At 39.8% G+C, this 17,102-nt stretch carries 15 protein-coding genes; 11 read left to right on the forward strand and 4 right to left on the reverse strand.

Annotation, left to right across the window (positions count from 1 at the left end):
- Positions 1-702 carry a uroporphyrinogen-III synthase gene (locus FAI40_09715; protein QCE35580.1) on the forward strand — a complete coding sequence of 234 codons (702 nt, stop codon included), beginning with the start codon at positions 1-3 and terminating at the stop codon, positions 700-702.
- A gap of 46 nt (positions 703-748) precedes the next feature.
- Here FAI40_09715 and secB read toward each other — a convergent pair whose 3' ends face one another.
- Complete coding sequence (secB, locus tag FAI40_09720) at positions 749-1,276, reverse strand: protein-export chaperone SecB (GenBank protein QCE35581.1); 528 nt, start codon at positions 1,274-1,276, stop codon at positions 749-751.
- 244 nt (positions 1,277-1,520) lie between these two features.
- Between secB and FAI40_09725 the strand changes: the two genes are divergently transcribed.
- The 7 genes from FAI40_09725 to groL all read left to right on the forward strand — a co-directional run bounded on the left by FAI40_09725 (position 1,521) and on the right by groL (position 8,036).
- Positions 1,521-2,222, forward strand: coding sequence for a hypothetical protein (locus tag FAI40_09725; protein QCE35582.1), 702 nt, complete (start codon positions 1,521-1,523; stop codon positions 2,220-2,222).
- Between the two features lie 43 nt (positions 2,223-2,265).
- A complete protein-coding gene (locus tag FAI40_09730; protein ID QCE35583.1) occupies positions 2,266-2,748 on the forward strand; it encodes a hypothetical protein in 483 nt (160 codons plus the stop codon).
- Positions 2,749-2,865: 117 nt separating this feature from the next.
- The gene (locus tag FAI40_09735) at positions 2,866-4,050 is read left to right on the forward strand and encodes an iron ABC transporter substrate-binding protein (GenBank protein ID QCE35584.1); all 1,185 of its coding nucleotides are present in this window, start codon (positions 2,866-2,868) and stop codon (positions 4,048-4,050) included.
- Between the two features lie 41 nt (positions 4,051-4,091).
- Positions 4,092-5,129 carry an iron ABC transporter permease gene (locus FAI40_09740; protein QCE35816.1) on the forward strand — a complete coding sequence of 346 codons (1,038 nt, stop codon included), beginning with the start codon at positions 4,092-4,094 and terminating at the stop codon, positions 5,127-5,129.
- Positions 5,126-5,905: an ABC transporter ATP-binding protein gene (locus FAI40_09745; protein ID QCE35585.1), complete on the forward strand. Its 780-nt coding sequence runs from the start codon at positions 5,126-5,128 to the stop codon at positions 5,903-5,905. The genes FAI40_09740 and FAI40_09745 overlap by 4 nt, the downstream gene beginning before the upstream one ends.
- Positions 5,906-6,033: 128 nt before the next feature.
- Positions 6,034-6,324 carry a co-chaperone GroES gene (locus FAI40_09750; GenBank protein QCE35586.1) on the forward strand — a complete coding sequence of 97 codons (291 nt, stop codon included), beginning with the start codon at positions 6,034-6,036 and terminating at the stop codon, positions 6,322-6,324.
- A 62-nt stretch (positions 6,325-6,386) separates the two neighbouring features.
- Positions 6,387-8,036, forward strand: a complete 1,650-nt coding sequence (groL, locus tag FAI40_09755) for a chaperonin GroEL (protein ID QCE35587.1) — start codon at positions 6,387-6,389, stop codon at positions 8,034-8,036.
- A gap of 69 nt (positions 8,037-8,105) precedes the next feature.
- Here groL and FAI40_09760 read toward each other — a convergent pair whose 3' ends face one another.
- Positions 8,106-10,724 (reverse strand): ATP-dependent DNA helicase, encoded by a 2,619-nt coding sequence (locus FAI40_09760; GenBank protein QCE35588.1) that lies wholly within the window; start codon positions 10,722-10,724, stop codon positions 8,106-8,108.
- Positions 10,725-11,020: 296 nt separating this feature from the next.
- On the opposite strand from FAI40_09760, the gene FAI40_09765 reads away from it, so the two are divergent.
- From FAI40_09765 to FAI40_09775, 3 genes are all read left to right on the forward strand, one after another.
- On the forward strand, positions 11,021-12,628 hold the full coding sequence (locus FAI40_09765) for a lysine--tRNA ligase (GenBank protein ID QCE35589.1): 1,608 nt from the start codon (positions 11,021-11,023) through the stop codon (positions 12,626-12,628).
- Positions 12,629-12,656: 28 nt separating this feature from the next.
- Positions 12,657-14,627 (forward strand): UPF0104 family protein, encoded by a 1,971-nt coding sequence (locus tag FAI40_09770; GenBank protein QCE35590.1) that lies wholly within the window; start codon positions 12,657-12,659, stop codon positions 14,625-14,627.
- A gap of 139 nt (positions 14,628-14,766) precedes the next feature.
- On the forward strand, positions 14,767-15,522 hold the full coding sequence (locus FAI40_09775; protein QCE35591.1) for a Bax inhibitor-1/YccA family protein: 756 nt from the start codon (positions 14,767-14,769) through the stop codon (positions 15,520-15,522).
- 56 nt (positions 15,523-15,578) lie between these two features.
- Here FAI40_09775 and FAI40_09780 read toward each other — a convergent pair whose 3' ends face one another.
- Both FAI40_09780 and FAI40_09785 read right to left on the reverse strand, forming a co-directional pair.
- Positions 15,579-15,911, reverse strand: coding sequence for a ferredoxin family protein (locus FAI40_09780; GenBank protein ID QCE35592.1), 333 nt, complete (start codon positions 15,909-15,911; stop codon positions 15,579-15,581).
- 136 nt (positions 15,912-16,047) lie between these two features.
- Positions 16,048-17,055 (reverse strand): hypothetical protein, encoded by a 1,008-nt coding sequence (locus tag FAI40_09785; protein ID QCE35593.1) that lies wholly within the window; start codon positions 17,053-17,055, stop codon positions 16,048-16,050.
- Between the last annotated feature and the right edge of the window lie 47 nt (positions 17,056-17,102).

A 17,102-nucleotide genomic window follows, 5' to 3' on the forward strand; every position in this document is an offset into this window, starting at 1 on the left:
ATGAAGATTGTTGTGACACGTCCAGAGCCGGGTCTTTCAGAAACAGTTGATAGGCTTTTGCTCCTCAATAAGACCCCAGTGTGCTCTCCCTTGCTTGCTGTGGAGTATGAGCCCGTACTGCCGCCTATGTTAGGGAGTTCTATTTTAGTTACAAGCATGCATGCTTTGCCTGCTTTAATGGCTCAGGATAGAAATACAAATATCTTATCCGTAGGAGAAAAAACAGCACAAAAAGCAAGAGACTTAGGGTTTTTAAGGGTGTTTTCGGCCAATGGTACGGCTTTAGATTTGGCTGAGTTATTTTTAAAAATGAACTTTTCGAGGGAAAATGCTTGGCTTGCCGTAGGAGCTGGAAATGACGGTCGTTTGTATGGGGAACTTCTAGACCAAAGATTAGGTATTCAAAGGATTAAGGCTTATCAGATAAGATGGTGCCAATCTTTTTCTAAAAATGTTTTGGAGCTTTTAAAGTCAAATGAAATAAAACAATTTTTGTTTTACTCATCTGAAACAGCAAGAGCTTTTTTAAGTTTACTTGAAAAAGAGAGACGCTCGTCCAAGGGGGCTATCTCCTTGCATCGACTAGAGATTTTCTGTTTGTCTAAGGCTATTGCTCGGGTGTTCTTTTCAAGCAAATATGCTCAGGAATGGAAGTGCGTTCAAGATAATTTTTTAGACATTTTTCTTGCGAAGGATGCTTGAGGAGAGGCTTTTATAAAGCTCTCTCCAAGTTTTTTAGCGTGTAAGGTTAGGCTTCGCCAGCAGGTTCAGGAAAATTTTGAGCGCGCTTTGCCTGCCAGAGAGACATAAAATCAACAGGATGCAATACGACAGGAGGGAAACCGCCTTCTCGTGTTACATCTGAGATGATTGCTCGGGCGTATGGGAATAAGAAGCGAGGAACTTCAACTAATAAGAAAGATTCTAGTGCCTCTTGAGGTAAGTTGTTGTCATTTAGGGTTACAACCCCTGCGTATGCTAGTTCAGCAATAAAAACAGCTCGGCCTTTTTTTTGTTTTTCTTCTTCAGAAACAGTTTCTGTTGCATCAGCTTTTATAGAGAGGATGACTTCGAAAAGAGGCTTTTCGTTATTTGACTCATTTTGTTGGAGTTGGTTCGCTTGAACATCAATGTTGATATTGACTTGAGGGGCTGATCGTAAAGCCATAAAGATCCCAGCACCATGTGGAACTTCGAAGGAGAGATCCTTTACATATTGGTGGATGAGTTGTGGTGGAAGGGCGGTTTTTTGTGTTTCTGCAGTTTGGTTTGTCACAAAAGTGAATCCTTACAAATTGAAAACTGTATATTTTTAAAAATAGAATCCCGAAGCAATATGTAGGGATCTTCTAAAGAAAAGCAATGGAGAGAAGGGCTTTGAGGTGTGGGTAGTAATGACACTTTTGGCTCATTCTCTTTGTTTTAGGGCTTTTTCTTGTGTGAACTTTTAATTTGTATATAGAATTTTCGGAGAGATTACTGTTTAATAAGGAGCCTAAGTTTTTAATTATTGGTAGGTTATGGATTACTTGAATCATCTTAATATTCCATGGGACATTGTTTCTTTATCTGTGGCGGCTGTTGTCCTGGGGATTGTCTTATATTTATTTTTGGGGAAGAAAGCTGGTGTTCATATTTGGAAAAATGCGCCGGATTCTTCAGTCATGCTTTCTAAGTCAAAGGTGCCACCACCATTGCCTTCGCATGCTCCAATGCCGAAAGAACCTACGCAGTATCTAATGCCATCTTTAGGAAGTGATGGCGCAGCCTCTTTGGCGCGGCTTTCTGAAAAAGACCCTAAGTTGTCTTTTGAATCTTTATTGAAAGATATTCAAAAGGCATATACCTCAATTATGAGTGCTTATGGTGATCGAAATTTAGAGGTGCTTTTAAATCTTCTGGGAACATCAGCCTTTAAGGCTTTTAAAGAAGAGATTGAAACGTTACCGAAGAAAAAAGAGACATTAATTTGCCAATTAAAGGCTGTAGAATCAATTAAGTTAGTTGCAATACATTTTCCCCCAGACCTTCCTGCTGAGAGCTCTTCTATTCCTCAAAAAGTGGAAGTCGAAATTTCTTCATGGCAGGTAAATGGTGTTAAAGATTCTTCAGGTCACTTGGTTTTTGGGACGCAGGGCTTAACGCATTTTTCGGAAAAGTGGCTTTTTGAAGCGGGAGACACGACAATTCCTTGGCGGGCTATAGCCGTTGAGTCTGTTTAAATTAAAAGGACAGGGTTGTTGATTTAGGAACTTTGTAATTCTCATGCCATACCGACGAACCAGTCTTTCTGAAGAGGAGCGTTTATTGTGGGAACTTGTCGTTAGAAAGACGCGTCCACTTCTCTCGAAAAGAGAGGTATCTTCTCAAACTTTCTTTTGCGATATTGAGAAAAAAAGATTGCGCTCCAATGAGGGCAAGACACGGATTGTTTTTTTTGAAAATGGTCAAAAAAAAGAACGTCCAGCAGCTATATCGAAATCCACAGATTTTTTACATGTGTTAGATTTGCATGGTTTTACTGTTCAGGAAGCTTTTTGCTCATTTCGTTCTTTTATGGAAAGAGCTAAGGGAAAAAAGTGGAAAGAGGTTGAAATTATTACAGGTTTGGGTGTTTCTGGACGAGGTATTATCCGACGGGAGTTGCGTCATTGGTTAGAAAGAAAAGAATATTCTTCAAGAATTACAGAAATTTTTCATCCTTCTAATAATTTAGGGGCTGTACGTATAAAATTTTCTGTTAGGTAATCTGCCACTTTTTACTATTAGATTCTTTTTGAGAAAACAGGTATAAAACATTTTTGCAAATAATTATCATTTGCAACTGGTGGGGTGCGATATGAATTGTTGTGAGGTATAAGGCATATGTGTGGATGGAAAAAGAGTATTTATAAAAAAGTTTCCTTAGGAGCTTTTTTTGTTGGGCTTGCACTTTCTTTTCAGTTAGCTCCAACCTTCTCATTTGCCAAAACGGTTACGGATATTTTAGGAAAAAAAGTTGAGATTCCAGATTCTCCCCAACGTATTATTCTAGGGTCTGGACGTCTTATTTATGCGTTAGAGCCATTGGAAGGTGAGCATCTTTTTGATAGAATTGTGGGCTGGCAAGGCGAATTTAAGCAAGCTGATACACAGACTTATACAAAAATTAAGAAAAAGTTTCCCCAAATAGATAAAGTTTCTGTTATTGGGAAAACCACGGCAGACAGTGTTAATCCCGAAAAAGTTTTGGAGCTGAATCCAGATCTTGTGATTCTGAGTATTACAGGCCATGGACCAGGCCCAAATGATCCCTTGACCCTGCGTCTTCAAAAAGCGCATGTTCCTATCATTTTTGTCGATTTTCGTCAGGACCCCGTAGCGAATACCGTGCCAAGCATGACTCTTCTAGGAGAGGCTTTAGGTAGACAGAAAGAAGCCAAGGCGTTTACAGATTTTTATCAAAATCGTTTAGATATTGTTGAGAATAGGTTGAAAGATTTACCTGAGAGTAAACGCCCCAGCGTTTTTCTTTATATGTTAGCTGGTGCAAGGCCATGTTGCCATACAGCGGGTAATGGGAATATGGGGCATTTTGTTCAAACAGCTGGCGGCAAGAATATTGCTAACGCAATTCTTCCAGGATTATTTGGAGAGCTATCTATTGAGCAAGTGATTGCGTCTAATACTGATTATATGATTCTGGACGGGACTAGAGGGCCTCTTGCTGAAGGTCCAGGGTTAAGAATGGGAGCGCTCGTGGATAAAAAAGACGCTCGTTCGTCTCTTCAGGATTTATCAAAATCTTCTGCTTTAACCGAACTCAATGCCACAAAGAATAAACATGTTTATGGTATTTGGCACAGCTATTATGATAACCCATTCAATATTTTGGCGATTGAAGCTATGGCCAAATGGTTGCACCCCGATTTATTTAACGATTTAGATCCAGAGGCCGATTTAGAAAAAGTAGGAAAAGAGTTTACGCCTGCGGATGTTGGTGGAACTTATTGGACGAGTTTGGCGGATCCTGTTTTTGAAAATAGTGATGACGCTTCAGCAAAATCTTAATAAGGCTTCTATAATTTATGCTTTCATCAGATCATAAAAATATGTCAAGCAGGGGAGTTCCGGCGTATTTTGATCACTTACAAAAACGCAGAAAACTGATACTTTTATTTCTGTCTATTATTATCCTTTGCTCGTTACTCCTAGACTTCTCACTAGGTCCTTCAGCTTTAAGCGTAAGGCAATTGTTTTTTGCCCTTTTCCATAGAGCTGAAGCTGGAATGCAAGGCATTATTGTTTGGGATATTCGTTTACCTTATGCATTAATGGCAGTGATAGTTGGTTTAGCGCTTGGCAATTCAGGCGGAGAAATGCAAACTTTGCTAGATAATCCTTTAGCAAGTCCTTTTACATTAGGAGTTTCCGCTGCGTCTGCTTTTGGGGCATCTTTAGCGATTGTTTTGCATTTATCTATTCCTGGTGTGCCTTGGAAGTGGACGATTCCTGTTGAAGCTTTTGTTTGTGCTTTGGGGTCTGTTTTTTTATTAGAACTGGTTTCTCGCTTACGGCAGCATTCAACATCGCTTGTCGTGCTCTTTGGGATTGCACTTGTTTTCTCTTTTCAGGCTCTTGTCTCTTTGATGCAATTTGTTGCTGATGAAGATGCTTTGCAAGAATTAGTTTTTTGGACGATGGGAAGTTTGACACGTTCCGATTGGGCGCAAGTGTGTATTTTGGGCGGGTGTTGTGCGATTATATTGCCTTTGTCATGGCTTTCTTCAGCATCTTTAACCGCAATGCGTTTGGGGGAGGAAAGAGCGGCCTCTTACGGCGTTGACGTTAAGCGTGTCAGAATGATGGGTTTGCTTAGAGTAAGCGTTTTGGCGTCGTTAGCTGTTTCTTTTGTTGGGACAATTGGTTTTATTGGATTGGTTGCGCCGCACATAGCGCGAAAACTTTTAGGAGAAGATCATCGTTTTTATCTTCCTGGATCGGCGTTGTGTGGTGCGGTCATTATGTCTTTGTCATCAATTGCAGCAAAAAATTTAGTACCAGGAGTTGTTATTCCTGTCGGAATTGTCACGGCATTAGTTGGTATTCCTTTCTTTTTGGGAACAATCTTAAAAGGCGTTAAGGAATGAAGAAAAACTTTGAAACGAGAAATCTTGATGTAAGAATTTCTTCAAAAAAACTTCTATCTTCTATCAATATTTCATCTCTTAATGGTGGTTCTGTTATCGCATTGTTAGGGCCAAATGGCGCAGGGAAGTCAACTTTGTTGCGCACAATCGCAGGCCTTCTAAAGCCTTCGTCTGGTGAGATTTTCCTAAATCAAAAAAATATTATTCATTTTTCAATGGTTGATCGGGCAAAAAAGGCAATTTATTGTCCTCAAATTCTGCCGCCTCCTGTTCGTTTACAAGTTCTTGAAGCTTTGATGGTGGCAGTGCAAGCTGGTAGTCGAGGTTATTCTCGAGATACAGCGATTGAAGAAAGTTTGAAAATTTTAAAGCGTCTTTCAATTGAGGAGTTGGCGGGCCGCTATTTAGATGAATTGTCAGGTGGGCAACGTCAACTCGTTGGAATTGCTCAAACGCTTATTCGAAAGACAGAAGTTCTTTTATTAGATGAGCCTTTGAGTGCTTTGGATATGCGTCATCAAATTCATGTTATGGATTTGATAAAGTCTGAAACAAAGCAACGGTCTCTTATAACGTTTTTAGTGGTTCACGACCTGAATATTGCTTTACGTTACGCTGATGAGGCAATTTACCTTAAAAAAGGAAAGATCCTTGCCCAGGGAAGATTAGAGGAAGTAACGACACCAGATGTATTAGCTCAGGCCTATGGAATAAAAGGACGCTTGGGACATGATAGTTTTGGTTGTACCCAGCTTGAGATTGAGGGATTGTGTTAAAAAGCTTTTTTCTTCTCTTGACTTATCGATGATGCTTCTTAGTTACATGCTTACATTAGGTCTCGATGGAGACCTATTTAAATTTATTAACATCTCCCGGTAGTTGCCGGTCAAAAACGGAGTTTTTAATGACAAACTTTCGTCCTCTTCATGATAGGGTTGTGGTTCGTCGCTTAGACGCAGAAGGAAAGACCAGAGGTGGAATTATTATTCCAGAAACAGCCAAGGAGAAGCCTATGGAGGGTGTTGTCCTTGCAGTTGGACCGGGTGCTCGCGATGCTCAGGGGAATCTTATCCCTCTTGACGTTAAAAAAGATGATCGTGTTCTCTTCGGTAAATGGTCCGGCACAGAGGTTTCTGTGAATGGTGAAGAGCTCGTGATCATGAAAGAAAGCGATATTATGGGAATTCTGGGTTAATTGTAATTTCTAAAAAGTCGTTATTCTTTCATTAGTTTATTATTTGTTGGAGTTGGTTTGATATGGCAGCTAAAGATGTAAAGTTTGGCGCAGATGCGCGTCAGCGTATGTTGCGTGGTGTGGATACACTTGCGAATGCAGTAAAGGTAACTTTAGGACCAAAAGGTCGTAATGTTGTTCTCGAAAAGAGTTTTGGAGCGCCAAGGATTACGAAAGACGGTGTTTCTGTTGCGAAGGAAATCGAACTTGCAGATAAGTTTGAGAATATGGGAGCGCAGCTTATTCGTGAAGTCGCTTCAAAAACGAATGACATTGCGGGCGACGGGACGACAACATCAACCGTTCTAGCACAAGCAATTATTCGTGCTGGCGCAAAAAGTGTTGCTGCTGGTATGAATCCGATGGATCTCAAGCGTGGTATTGATATTGCCGTTTCTACAATCGTTGAAGAGTTAAAGAAAAACAGCAGTAAAATTTCTGGTACAGCAGAGATTGCTCAGGTCGGTACGATTTCAGCGAATGGTGAAAAAGAAATTGGCGAAATGATCGCTAAAGCCATGGAAAAAGTTGGTACAGAGGGCGTTATTACTGTCGAGGAAGCCAAAGGACTTCATACTGAGTTGGATGTCGTTGAAGGTATGCAGTTCGATCGTGGATATATCTCACCATATTTTGTTACGAATAGTGAGAAAATGACAGCGGATTTAGATAATCCTTATATCCTTATTTATGAGAAAAAACTTTCTTCCTTGCAACCAGTTTTGCCACTTTTAGAAAGTGTTGTTCAGTCTGGTCGTCCGCTTTTAATCATTGCAGAAGATGTTGATGGTGAAGCCTTAGCAACGTTAGTTGTTAATAAACTTCGTGGTGGCTTAAAAGTTGCTGCAGTTAAGGCTCCAGGTTTCGGAGATCGCCGTAAAGCGATGCTTGAAGATATTGCTGTTTTGACAAAAGGTCAGGTGATTTCTGAAGATCTCGGTATTAAGCTTGAAAATGTGAAATTGGATATGCTTGGAACAGCTAAAAAGATTCACATTGATAAGGAAAATACGACAATTGTTGAAGGTGCGGGTGAAGAATCTGAAATTAAAACACGCACAGCACAGATTCGTCAGCAGATCGGAGATACAACATCTGATTATGACCGTGAAAAGCTTCAGGAACGTTTAGCAAAACTTTCTGGTGGTGTCGCTGTTATCCGTGTTGGCGGAAGCACAGAAACTGAGGTGAAAGAGCGTAAAGACCGTGTTGATGATGCCCTTCATGCAACGAGAGCAGCAGTTGAAGAAGGTATCGTACCAGGTGGTGGTGCTGCATTAGCGCGTGCAAGTGTTGTTCTTTCCTCTTTAAAACTCTCTAATGAAGATCAGCAAGCTGGTGTAGAAATCGTTCGTCGTGCGGTTCAGGTTCCTTTGCGTCAGATCGCAGAAAATGCAGGCGAAGATGGAGCTGTTGTCGCTTCTAAAGTGTTGGAAAATGATAGCTATAGCTTCGGTTTTGATGCTCAGAATGGTGAGTATAAAGACCTTGTCGCTGAAGGTATTATTGACCCTACGAAAGTTGTTCGTGCAGCACTTCAGGATGCGGCATCTGTTGGTGGTTTACTTGTCACAACAGAAGCAATGGTTGCAGATCTTCCTGAGAAAAAAGCAGACATGTCAGCTGCGCCAGATATGAGTGGTATGGGCGGCATGGGCGGAATGGGTTTCTAACCTAAACGCACGTTATGTTGTTAAAGAACCTCTTCTCAGAAATGAGAAGAGGTTTTTTTGTCAATCATGTCAGTTTAAAAATGCTTTAATGTGTTCGGTTACTTCTGAAAGAGATAGTTTTTCGATTTGGATTTCTTTAGGAAGCGCTTTTAGGATACGTGAGGGAGTTCGTCTATCTAAGATAACGAAAACCCCTTTATCTTTAAGATTGCGAATAAGCCTTCCAAAGGCCTGCCGCAAACGTAATGCGGCTTCTTCGTCTTCTAAGCGAATGCTTTCTTTTTGCTTTACATCTTGTTTGCGTTCACGATGGAGGATATCGCTCCGTGGCCAAGGCACTTTATCCATAACAACGAGTTGGAGAGAGGAGCCTACGATATCAATTCCATCTCTCATAGCATCTGTTCCCAAAAGGCAGCTTTTTTTATTTTGTCGGAATGTATCTACGAGCTGTGCATTATCAGCGCTACTAATATGCTGAGCATATAAGTCTATGTGATTTTTCGAAAGTTTAGGAAAAATATATTGATAAACTTCGCGTAATCGTGAGATCGCCGTAAACAATCCTAAAGCTCCCCCCTCAGAGGCTAGAAATAGTTTTGTATAGGCCTCGGCTACTTCTCTGTTAGAGGGGCCAACATCGTTTACGACATAGATTTTAGCCTGTGTTTCATAATTAAAAGGACTTTTTTGAAAGTCTTGAAGTATCTTACCCGATAGATGTTGACTACCTGTCCGTCTTTTCGCTGCTTGCCAAGAGAGATTATTTCCTTCTTGGGATTTTTTGATTTCCGGCTCCTTATAAGGCCGAAAGGTTCCAGAGACATAAGCAATTCCAAGAGCCTGCTTTTTAAGAAGCGTGGACAGTGGAACGGTCGGATCAATCCAATGTTCGCAAAGCCTTACTTTCTGCCACTTTAGATGCGGGTTCTCATCATTGTCCCAATCTCCGCGAATAATACGGATCCATGGCGTTTTTGAGTTTTCATCAGGAGAAGAGAGGGGCGTTAGGAGCGATATCCATCCATTTAAGGCCGGAAAAATATAATAGTTAAGACGTTTGGAAACGATTTCTATCCCTTTGCTTGTTTCAGAATCTTTCTCTTCTGCTTGTAGAGGGAGGTTGGTTAATATGCCTTTTAGGATTTTGATTTTCTCGAATAGGGTTTTGAATTCACTTAAGAGCAAGGATGAAGAAGTTTCCGTTTTAGGCGTTGCTGGATAGAAATCACATTCCCTTTCAAAAAATGAGCTATTGCTGTCACTTAGGCTATAAAGATCAAGTTGAAGGGCAATATTTTGAAAAAAAGTAAGTGAAGTGAAGCTGTTTGTTTTTTCTTCCTCTTTTGAAAGAGAGAAGTTTTTTTGGAACTCGATCGAAGGAAGTGTTTTTTTTGCAATTATTTCTACTTGATTAAGAGCATCTTCCAGTTGAGAAAATTCTATAAGAGCTGTTTTTAGGTAGTGACGTAAGCTTTTAAATTTACGTTTTTTTGTTTGTTGGCTACTTCCTAGAAGTCTATTTCGGAATTCTGTTAAGGCCTTTGAGGAAAGTCTAATAGAAAAAACATTATCAGCAGCCTGTTGCAGATGGTGGCTTTCATCAAAAATGAAATGTCGAGCAGGCATGGATGAAGTTATTTCTTTATCTGCATTTTGAGCCAAACGAATGAGTGTTAAGGCATGGTTAGAGATAATTAATCGAGCATTAAGCGATTTTTGGTTAATACTTTCGAAAAAACAGCGTTGGTAAAACAGGCATCCTGTATGAAGACATTCTCCTTCTTTGTCGGTGAGTTGGAATATATGAGAATATCCGTAAAGGTGGTTAAACCAGCCTGGTAGGTCACCTCCTTTTATGTCACCATCTTTACTTTCTTTTGCCCAATTAAGAATGAATGCAAATGGAATATTGTTCGGGTAAGAAATGTTTGGATTATTTTGTATATGAAGAAAAATTGGAAGGAGTGTTTCTTGTAGCTTGAGTAAACATAAATAATTTTCGCGCCCCTTTAAAACAACAGCCTTTTGATTGCGTTCTACCGGGTCTGGATAAAAACGAGAGAGTTCATTTTCAACTTGCCTTTGGAGGTGCTTTGTATATGTGCTTATCCAGACACAACCTTCATTTTTTTCAGCCCAACGATACGCAGCAGCAACATAACCAAGTGTTTTCCCTGTACCTGTTTCAGCCTCTGCTAGAAGGACGCGAGGAGATTCTTTTTCATTTGTAGGTAGTGAAAAAATGTCTCCAATTTTTTCAGAAAAATTTTCTTGAGAAGAACGGCGGAGCTCATTTGGTTTTAAAAACTTAATGACTGCTTCTTTTGCTTCATTTGGTTGGAGTGGTTTTAGACTGGACTGAGGTTGGTGTGAATCTTCTGACCATTCTGGAAGTGCCTTCCATATTTGTAAATCGTTCCAAACGCTTTTTTTTTCAGAATCCGTTATTTCTCCCAGAAGATGTGTTACAGTGGGCGCCCAGTGCCAATTCCCAGATTTTATGAAATAAAGAAGTTGGCGTAAAAATTTTCCTTTAGAAGTTGTTTTCGTACGTTCAATTTCAGATAGAAGAAAGTCTGCGATTTCGTATAAAAAATCTGGTGTCTTCTTAAAAGAAAGGTTAAGGGCCTGAGAGAGTCCTTCAGGAGTTGGAGAATAGAGGGGTTTGCCTGGGTATATAAACAAAAATAAATCAAGTAGATCTAGCCAAGGTCTAGGAAGGGGAGGAACAGTAAATCCGAGCCTTTCATAACAAAGAACACCATGTACCAAGAGAATGGGAGAGGACGAATTTAAAAACTCTAAAAGAGTATTTCCTTCAAGAGTTACAAATTCTCCATCTTCAGTTAAAATTAAAGCTTTAGTCCCTTGTACAATTAGGGCGGGCGGTAAAAAAGGGGAGCGAGAGATAGGACAACGTATCCTTGGGTTAACTTAATTATTGAGGTGACAGAGAGCGTTAAAGCCTTCCTGATCTTATTATGACAAATAAATCAACATCATTACATTCTTTAGATAAAATTTCTTCTCAATGGCCTTTTATTGAGGCTGCTAAATTAGCAAAAAAGGTTGAGAATCGTCCTCTAGATGAGGCAATTCTTTTTGAAACGGGATATGGCCCTTCTGGCGTTCCACATATTGGCACTTTTGGCGAAGTCTTGAGAACAAGTTGGGTACGTCTTGCTTTTGAAAGGCTTACTGGACGAAAAACACGTTTGTTGGCGTTTTCAGATGATATGGATGCTTTAAGAAAAGTACCAACAAATGTGCCAAATCAGGAAATGCTCTCTGAATATATCGGAAAACCGCTGAGTAAGATTCCAGATCCTTTCGGCACGCATGAAAGCTTTGCTGCGCACAACAATGCGCGTTTATGCGCATTTTTAGATAGATTCGGATTTGACTATGAATTCGCATCAGCAACTGCATACTACACAAGTGGTTATTTTGATGAAGCCCTAAAACGCGTTCTTGAGGAGTTTCCTAAGATTATGAAAGTTGTCCTCCCAACGTTGCGAGAGGCACGGAAGACAACTTATTCTCCAATTCTTCCTATTCATCCAAAAACAGGTGAGGTTATGCAGGTGCCTGTTGAAGTGTTGGATTCTGAAAAAGGTATGATTCGTTGGCAAGACGATGAAGGAGAGATTTTTGAGACGTGTGTGTTTGGTGGCGGAGCAAAAATGCAGTGGAAGGGAGATTGGGCCATGCGTTGGTACGCGCTCGGCGTGGACTATGAAATGGCAGGTAAAGATCTAACGGATAGCGTTAAGCTTTCGTCTAAAATTTGTCGAATTTTAGGAGGTGTTCCGCCTGTTAATTTGATTTATGAGTTATTTTTAGATGCAGAAGGGCAAAAAATTAGCAAATCTAAAGGTAACGGCCTGTCGTTAGAAGAGTGGCTACTATTGGGGCCAGAGGAATCTCTCTCTCAATTTATGTTTCATCAGCCACAAAGAGCAAAACGTCTTCATAAGGGTATTATCGGTCGTTCTATAGATGATTACTTATCTGGTATGGAACGATTACAGTCTTCTGAAAAAGCGCCAGAAGAGCATATTGGATGGTTTCTTCATAAAGGGGAACTTCCAATTTGGGAGGGGTCTCCTGTTTCTTTCTCCTTGCTTTTGAATTTGGCCACCGCTTTGGGAGCTAAGGATGAAGAAACATTATGGAAATTTTTAAGGCGTTATGACGAAACACTCAGTGCTGAAACACATCCCTTTTTAGCGAGTTTATTAGGGTATGTTCTTGAGCATGTGAAAGAACAAGAAAAGTCTGGCGCAAGAAAATGCCGTAAACCAAAAGAAGTCGAACGTCTTGCGATTGAAGAATTAAGAAACTCATTGAAGAGCTTAACTTTAGAGAATGAGGAAAAATCTATTGCGGAAATCGTGCAAAATCTTACTTATAGTGTAGGAAAAAAATATTTTGGGCAAGAAGGTCTGAGGGGATGGTTTTCTTGTTTGTATGAAGTTCTTTTGGGGCGCTCTGAGGGGCCGCGGTTCGGTGTTTTTGTAGCGCTTTATGGGATTCCTGAGGTGGTTGCTCTTATGGATCAAGTTCTTAGTTCGGATGAAAGTCTTTAGGCATGTTTAATAAAAAAGCGGAAATCCTTTGATTCAAAAAGTGAATAATAAAAAAGAGAAAGGCGTAAATTTTTTTCTCAAGAGAAAGAATTTAGGGGCGTTCGCATTACGTGCGCTCCCATTCTTGGTTGCTGCGATTTTAGTTGTTGTTGGCGGTCTTGCTCTTTTTCGTGAAGCTTCGCATTTTTCTATTCATGAGGTGAAGCAGGCAGTTACCTCTCTCCCTGCGTCTTCTTTATTGAAGGCTGCCTCTGCTACTATTTTAGCTTATTTTTTATTATCTTTTTACGATTATTTTGGGGCATGGTACGCTCAAGATCCTCAACCTTGGTTTAAATCAGCTCTTGCGGCCTTTTGCTCGTACGTTTTTGCTCATAATTTAGGCTTTACAGCACTTTCTGGAGCCGCCGTTAGGTATCGTTTATATCGTGTTTGGGGAATGTCGACCGCAGATATTGCTCGCGTCGTCATTTTTTGTACATGGGCTTGCAGTCTTGGTATTTTCTTTTTAGTTGGGATTGCACTTTTGTCCCAGCCGAATGCAGTCCCTATTACCTGGGTAAAGGCTTGGATTACGATCCCTTTGGGCATTATCTGTTTGCTAGTGGTTTTACTTTATCTTCTTTTATCTCTGCGAGGGGGGAAGGTGAAAATTAAAAATTGGGAGTTAGTAATGCCAACTCCTGCCTTAGCACTTGGACAGTTATTGACGAGTGCTTTGGATATGGGAGTGACCGCCCTTATTCTTTGGTGTGTCTTGGGTGAAATGCATATATCTACTTTTCCTCCATTGACTTTTTTTGGATTTATAGGAATTTACCTCACTGCTTATATGGCAGGATTGCTATCAAGCGTTCCAGGAGGTGTTGGTGTTTTTGATGCTTTTCTTCTTACGATGCTTTTGCCGTGGTTTAATACGCCTCAAATCGTAGGGGCGTTGGTTGTTTTTCGTGCTTTTTATTATTTAATTCCTTTACTCTTGGCGGGAGTTCTTTTTTCAGGGCACGAATTTTTTTTAAGGATATCGAAAAAAAAGGAAACTTTTCTCTCAAAAGATGGCATTCATTTTGCTGAAGGAGATTTTACAACGCAGATTGGTTCATTTTTAGAACTTATTTTTGCTTTATGCCTTTCAACTTATGCTTTGTTGGGTCTTCCCTTTGGAAATACGTTATCCTTGAGAGGAATTCTTCTTTTCTTCTTAGGTGCTTTGATCGCAGGTTTGTCTTTTGCTCTTGGACAAAAGGTATTTGCCGCATGGCGAGCATCTGTTATCGTTCTGACAACACTTTTACCGATCCTTTTGTTTTTGAAAGTTGATCGTTTTCTTTTCTTTTTTAACTTATTGGCTCTTTTTATTATTTTGCCTTTTCGGCGTTATTATTATCGGCAGGCGCATATCGTCGCATTTCCCAATGTTCCGAGGACTTTAGCAACCTTTTTATTGATATTAGGGATTTTTTTTGCAACAGTTTGGGCTGCTTTGGGGCGTCGTTCTGGCGAGGTTTTATGGATCTCAAAAGAGACGATTTCATTCGCCCTAGCTGCATCTGCACTTCTTTGTCTTTTTGCAATTTTCTTTTCTTTCCGGCGAACAAGAGTGCATTTATTTGAATGGAAAGATAGTGAAGTGGCGCATTTTTATGCCGTTCAATCTTTTATTCCAGAAGGTTATTTAGTTGAAGCTTCAGGAAATGCTTGGGGGCCATGTCTTCGTTTAAATTTAAAATGGGACGAACACACACTTTTAATGTTAGGTGGGCCTTATGGAGATGAAAAGTATTTTTCTGCTGTTATTTGGCGGATGAGAGATTTTGCAGTTCAGGATGGTCGGAATCTTGCTTGGCTTATAGAGAAGAACAATAAGGGGCAGGTGGATGAAAAAATTTTGAAAAAACTCGGACTGGAAGCTGTTTCTGAAGATAACTGGGTATTATATGCCTCTCCGTCACAGATATCGACCTTATTGCATTTTTTTAACAATAGAGGATATGATTAACCATTCATAAAAAGCGAAAAAGGCATTTTTTAGAGAGGGGCTCAAGAGGGATAAAAAGGAGATATTTCGTATTTTATTTAAAAAAGAAAGTTTTCTGCTATGATGATGCTGTTTATCTGTGAAAAGTAGGAATTGGGAAATGAATTTTAATCAAGATTTTCAATATAATGGCCAGCAAGGTCAAACAGATGAGGCTGCGTTAGATCTGGGTTTAAGAAGTTATCTGCGCACCGTCTATAACTGGATGGGGTTAGGTCTGGTTATCACTGCGATTGCAGCTTGGACGGTTGTGCATACATCGTTATCAATGCTCTTTTTCCATATCGTTGGAGGACAGTTGCAGTTAACAGGGCTTGGTTGGGCTGCGGCCTTTGCTCCACTTATTTTTGTATTTGTATTGTCTGCAGGGATTAATCGGCTTTCTCGTTCTACGGCTGCTGCCTTATTTGTTGTTTTCAGCATTTGTATGGGGATTAGTTGCTCAAGCTTGCTCTTTGCCTATACAGCTTCTTCAGTTGTGCGGACTTTCTTAGTTACCTCGATTATGTTTTTAGGGCTGTCTCTCTTCGGTTATGTAACGAAACGTTCCTTAAGCGGTTTAGGAACTTTCTTATTCATGGCCTTGATTGGTCTTATTGTTGCGAGCGTAGTTAATCTTTTTTTGTCATCTGATAATTTAGATTTTGCAATTTGTTTTATTGGTATTTTGATTTTTTCAGGGCTTACTGCTTATGATACACAGCGCATGAAGGTTTCTTATCAGCAATATCTTACTTGGATGCCACAGGAAGCAGTCGCTAAGCAGGGTATCTATGATGCTTTGTCTTTGTATTTAGATTTTATTAATTTATTTCAGTTTCTTCTTCGTTTTCTTGGAACAAGTAGGAATGATTGAAATATTATAAAAAAGAGCTCCCTTTAAAAGGGAGCTCTTTTTTTATACTCTATTGTTTATAGTGTGTGCGGGTTAGGGGAAAGTAGCTTTTCTTTATTTGGCTTTCCGTTCCATTCTTCTGCGTCAGCAGGCGCTTGACCTTTTCTTGTAATATTAGGCCAAGATTGGGAATATTTTGTATTGATATCGAGCCATTCCTGAGCAGTATCGTCTGTATCTGGGAGGATAGCTTCAGCAGGGCATTCTGGCTCACAAACCCCACAGTCAATACATTCTTCTGGATTAATAACAAGAAAATTCTCTCCCGCGTAAAAACAATCAACGGGACAAACCTCTACGCAATCCATGTATTTGCAACGGATACAATTTTCTGTGACCACATAGGTCATTGTTTTTAACTCTCCTGCTGTCCGGTTATTCAGGTAAACTGAGTAGATAAGGATTATCTCTGGAAACTCTTTATTGTGCGAAATGCTGATATGGAGTCTTCCTATGCTTCTAGACTGTGATAATTCGTTGATTTTATCAAGGCAAGTTTTTTAGCTGAAAAAGAGAACTTTTCCGCCAAAAATAGGCAACAAGACTTCCCCAGATAACTTGTGGTATCAGTAAAAGAATTAGACTTATGGAAAGTGGAAGAAATAACTCTATGATTCCCCCCCATATGGCAAAGCTCCATTGAATAAGAGTGACATAAAAGGGGGAGAGAAAATTTGATCGCACTGCCAGTTGGTATAGATGTGTGTTATGGGCTTGCGTTATAGGATCTTTTTTTAGACTTCTTATGACTAAAGTTATAAAGACATCAAAAAGCATTCCATTTAAGAGCGCTGGTAAAAGAAAGATAATCCTGAGGTGATAAGATTCAGAAAATTGCGTATGGTTTTTTATGAGTATATTAGCGATTAAGCACAGAATAAGTGCGCAGGTCTGACTGCCAACATCTCCCATAAAAATATGTGCCCTTGGAAAATTCCAGGGTAGAAAAGTGAGAAGTGCTCCAGATAAAAGATAACACAAAACATTTGGCGCGCCTGCGAAGGCAAGAATAAAGGAAGAGATGACGATTACGCCAGAAGCTAATCCATTTAATCCATCCATGAAGTTAATTGTGTTTAAATAGATTACGTTAAGTAACGTAAAGCCTGTAGTGTATGTGCTTGAAACTCCAAGGCTCTCAGTAATAAGAAAACTAGAAAGAATTTGTACAATCAGTTTTAACCATACATTTTGTGATTGAATATCATCAATTAATGAAAAGATAGCTAAAGTAAAAATTCCAGTGAATGCGTACAAAGTATTAAATGGAAGCAGTAGCGCTGGGTTAATGAGGCGCCAAATTAGAAACCCAAAGCAAAAGGCAAGGATAATTGCAATACCGCCACCCTTAGAAATAGGAAATTCATGTGCGCTACGTGCTTGAGGAATATCGAGTATGTTGAGCTTTGGAATAAAAGCAAGCCCGATCCCGCACAAGCCTATGGTGAGTATGTATGGAAGGGATTGTATGAAGAGAGTAGACAGAAAAACTATCCAATTTTATTATACGTTAACTTAAAAAATTGCTTTTTATATTTTTA

It is taken from the genome of Acetobacteraceae bacterium (genome assembly GCA_004843345.1).
Taxonomy (GTDB): Bacteria; Pseudomonadota; Alphaproteobacteria; order Acetobacterales; family Acetobacteraceae.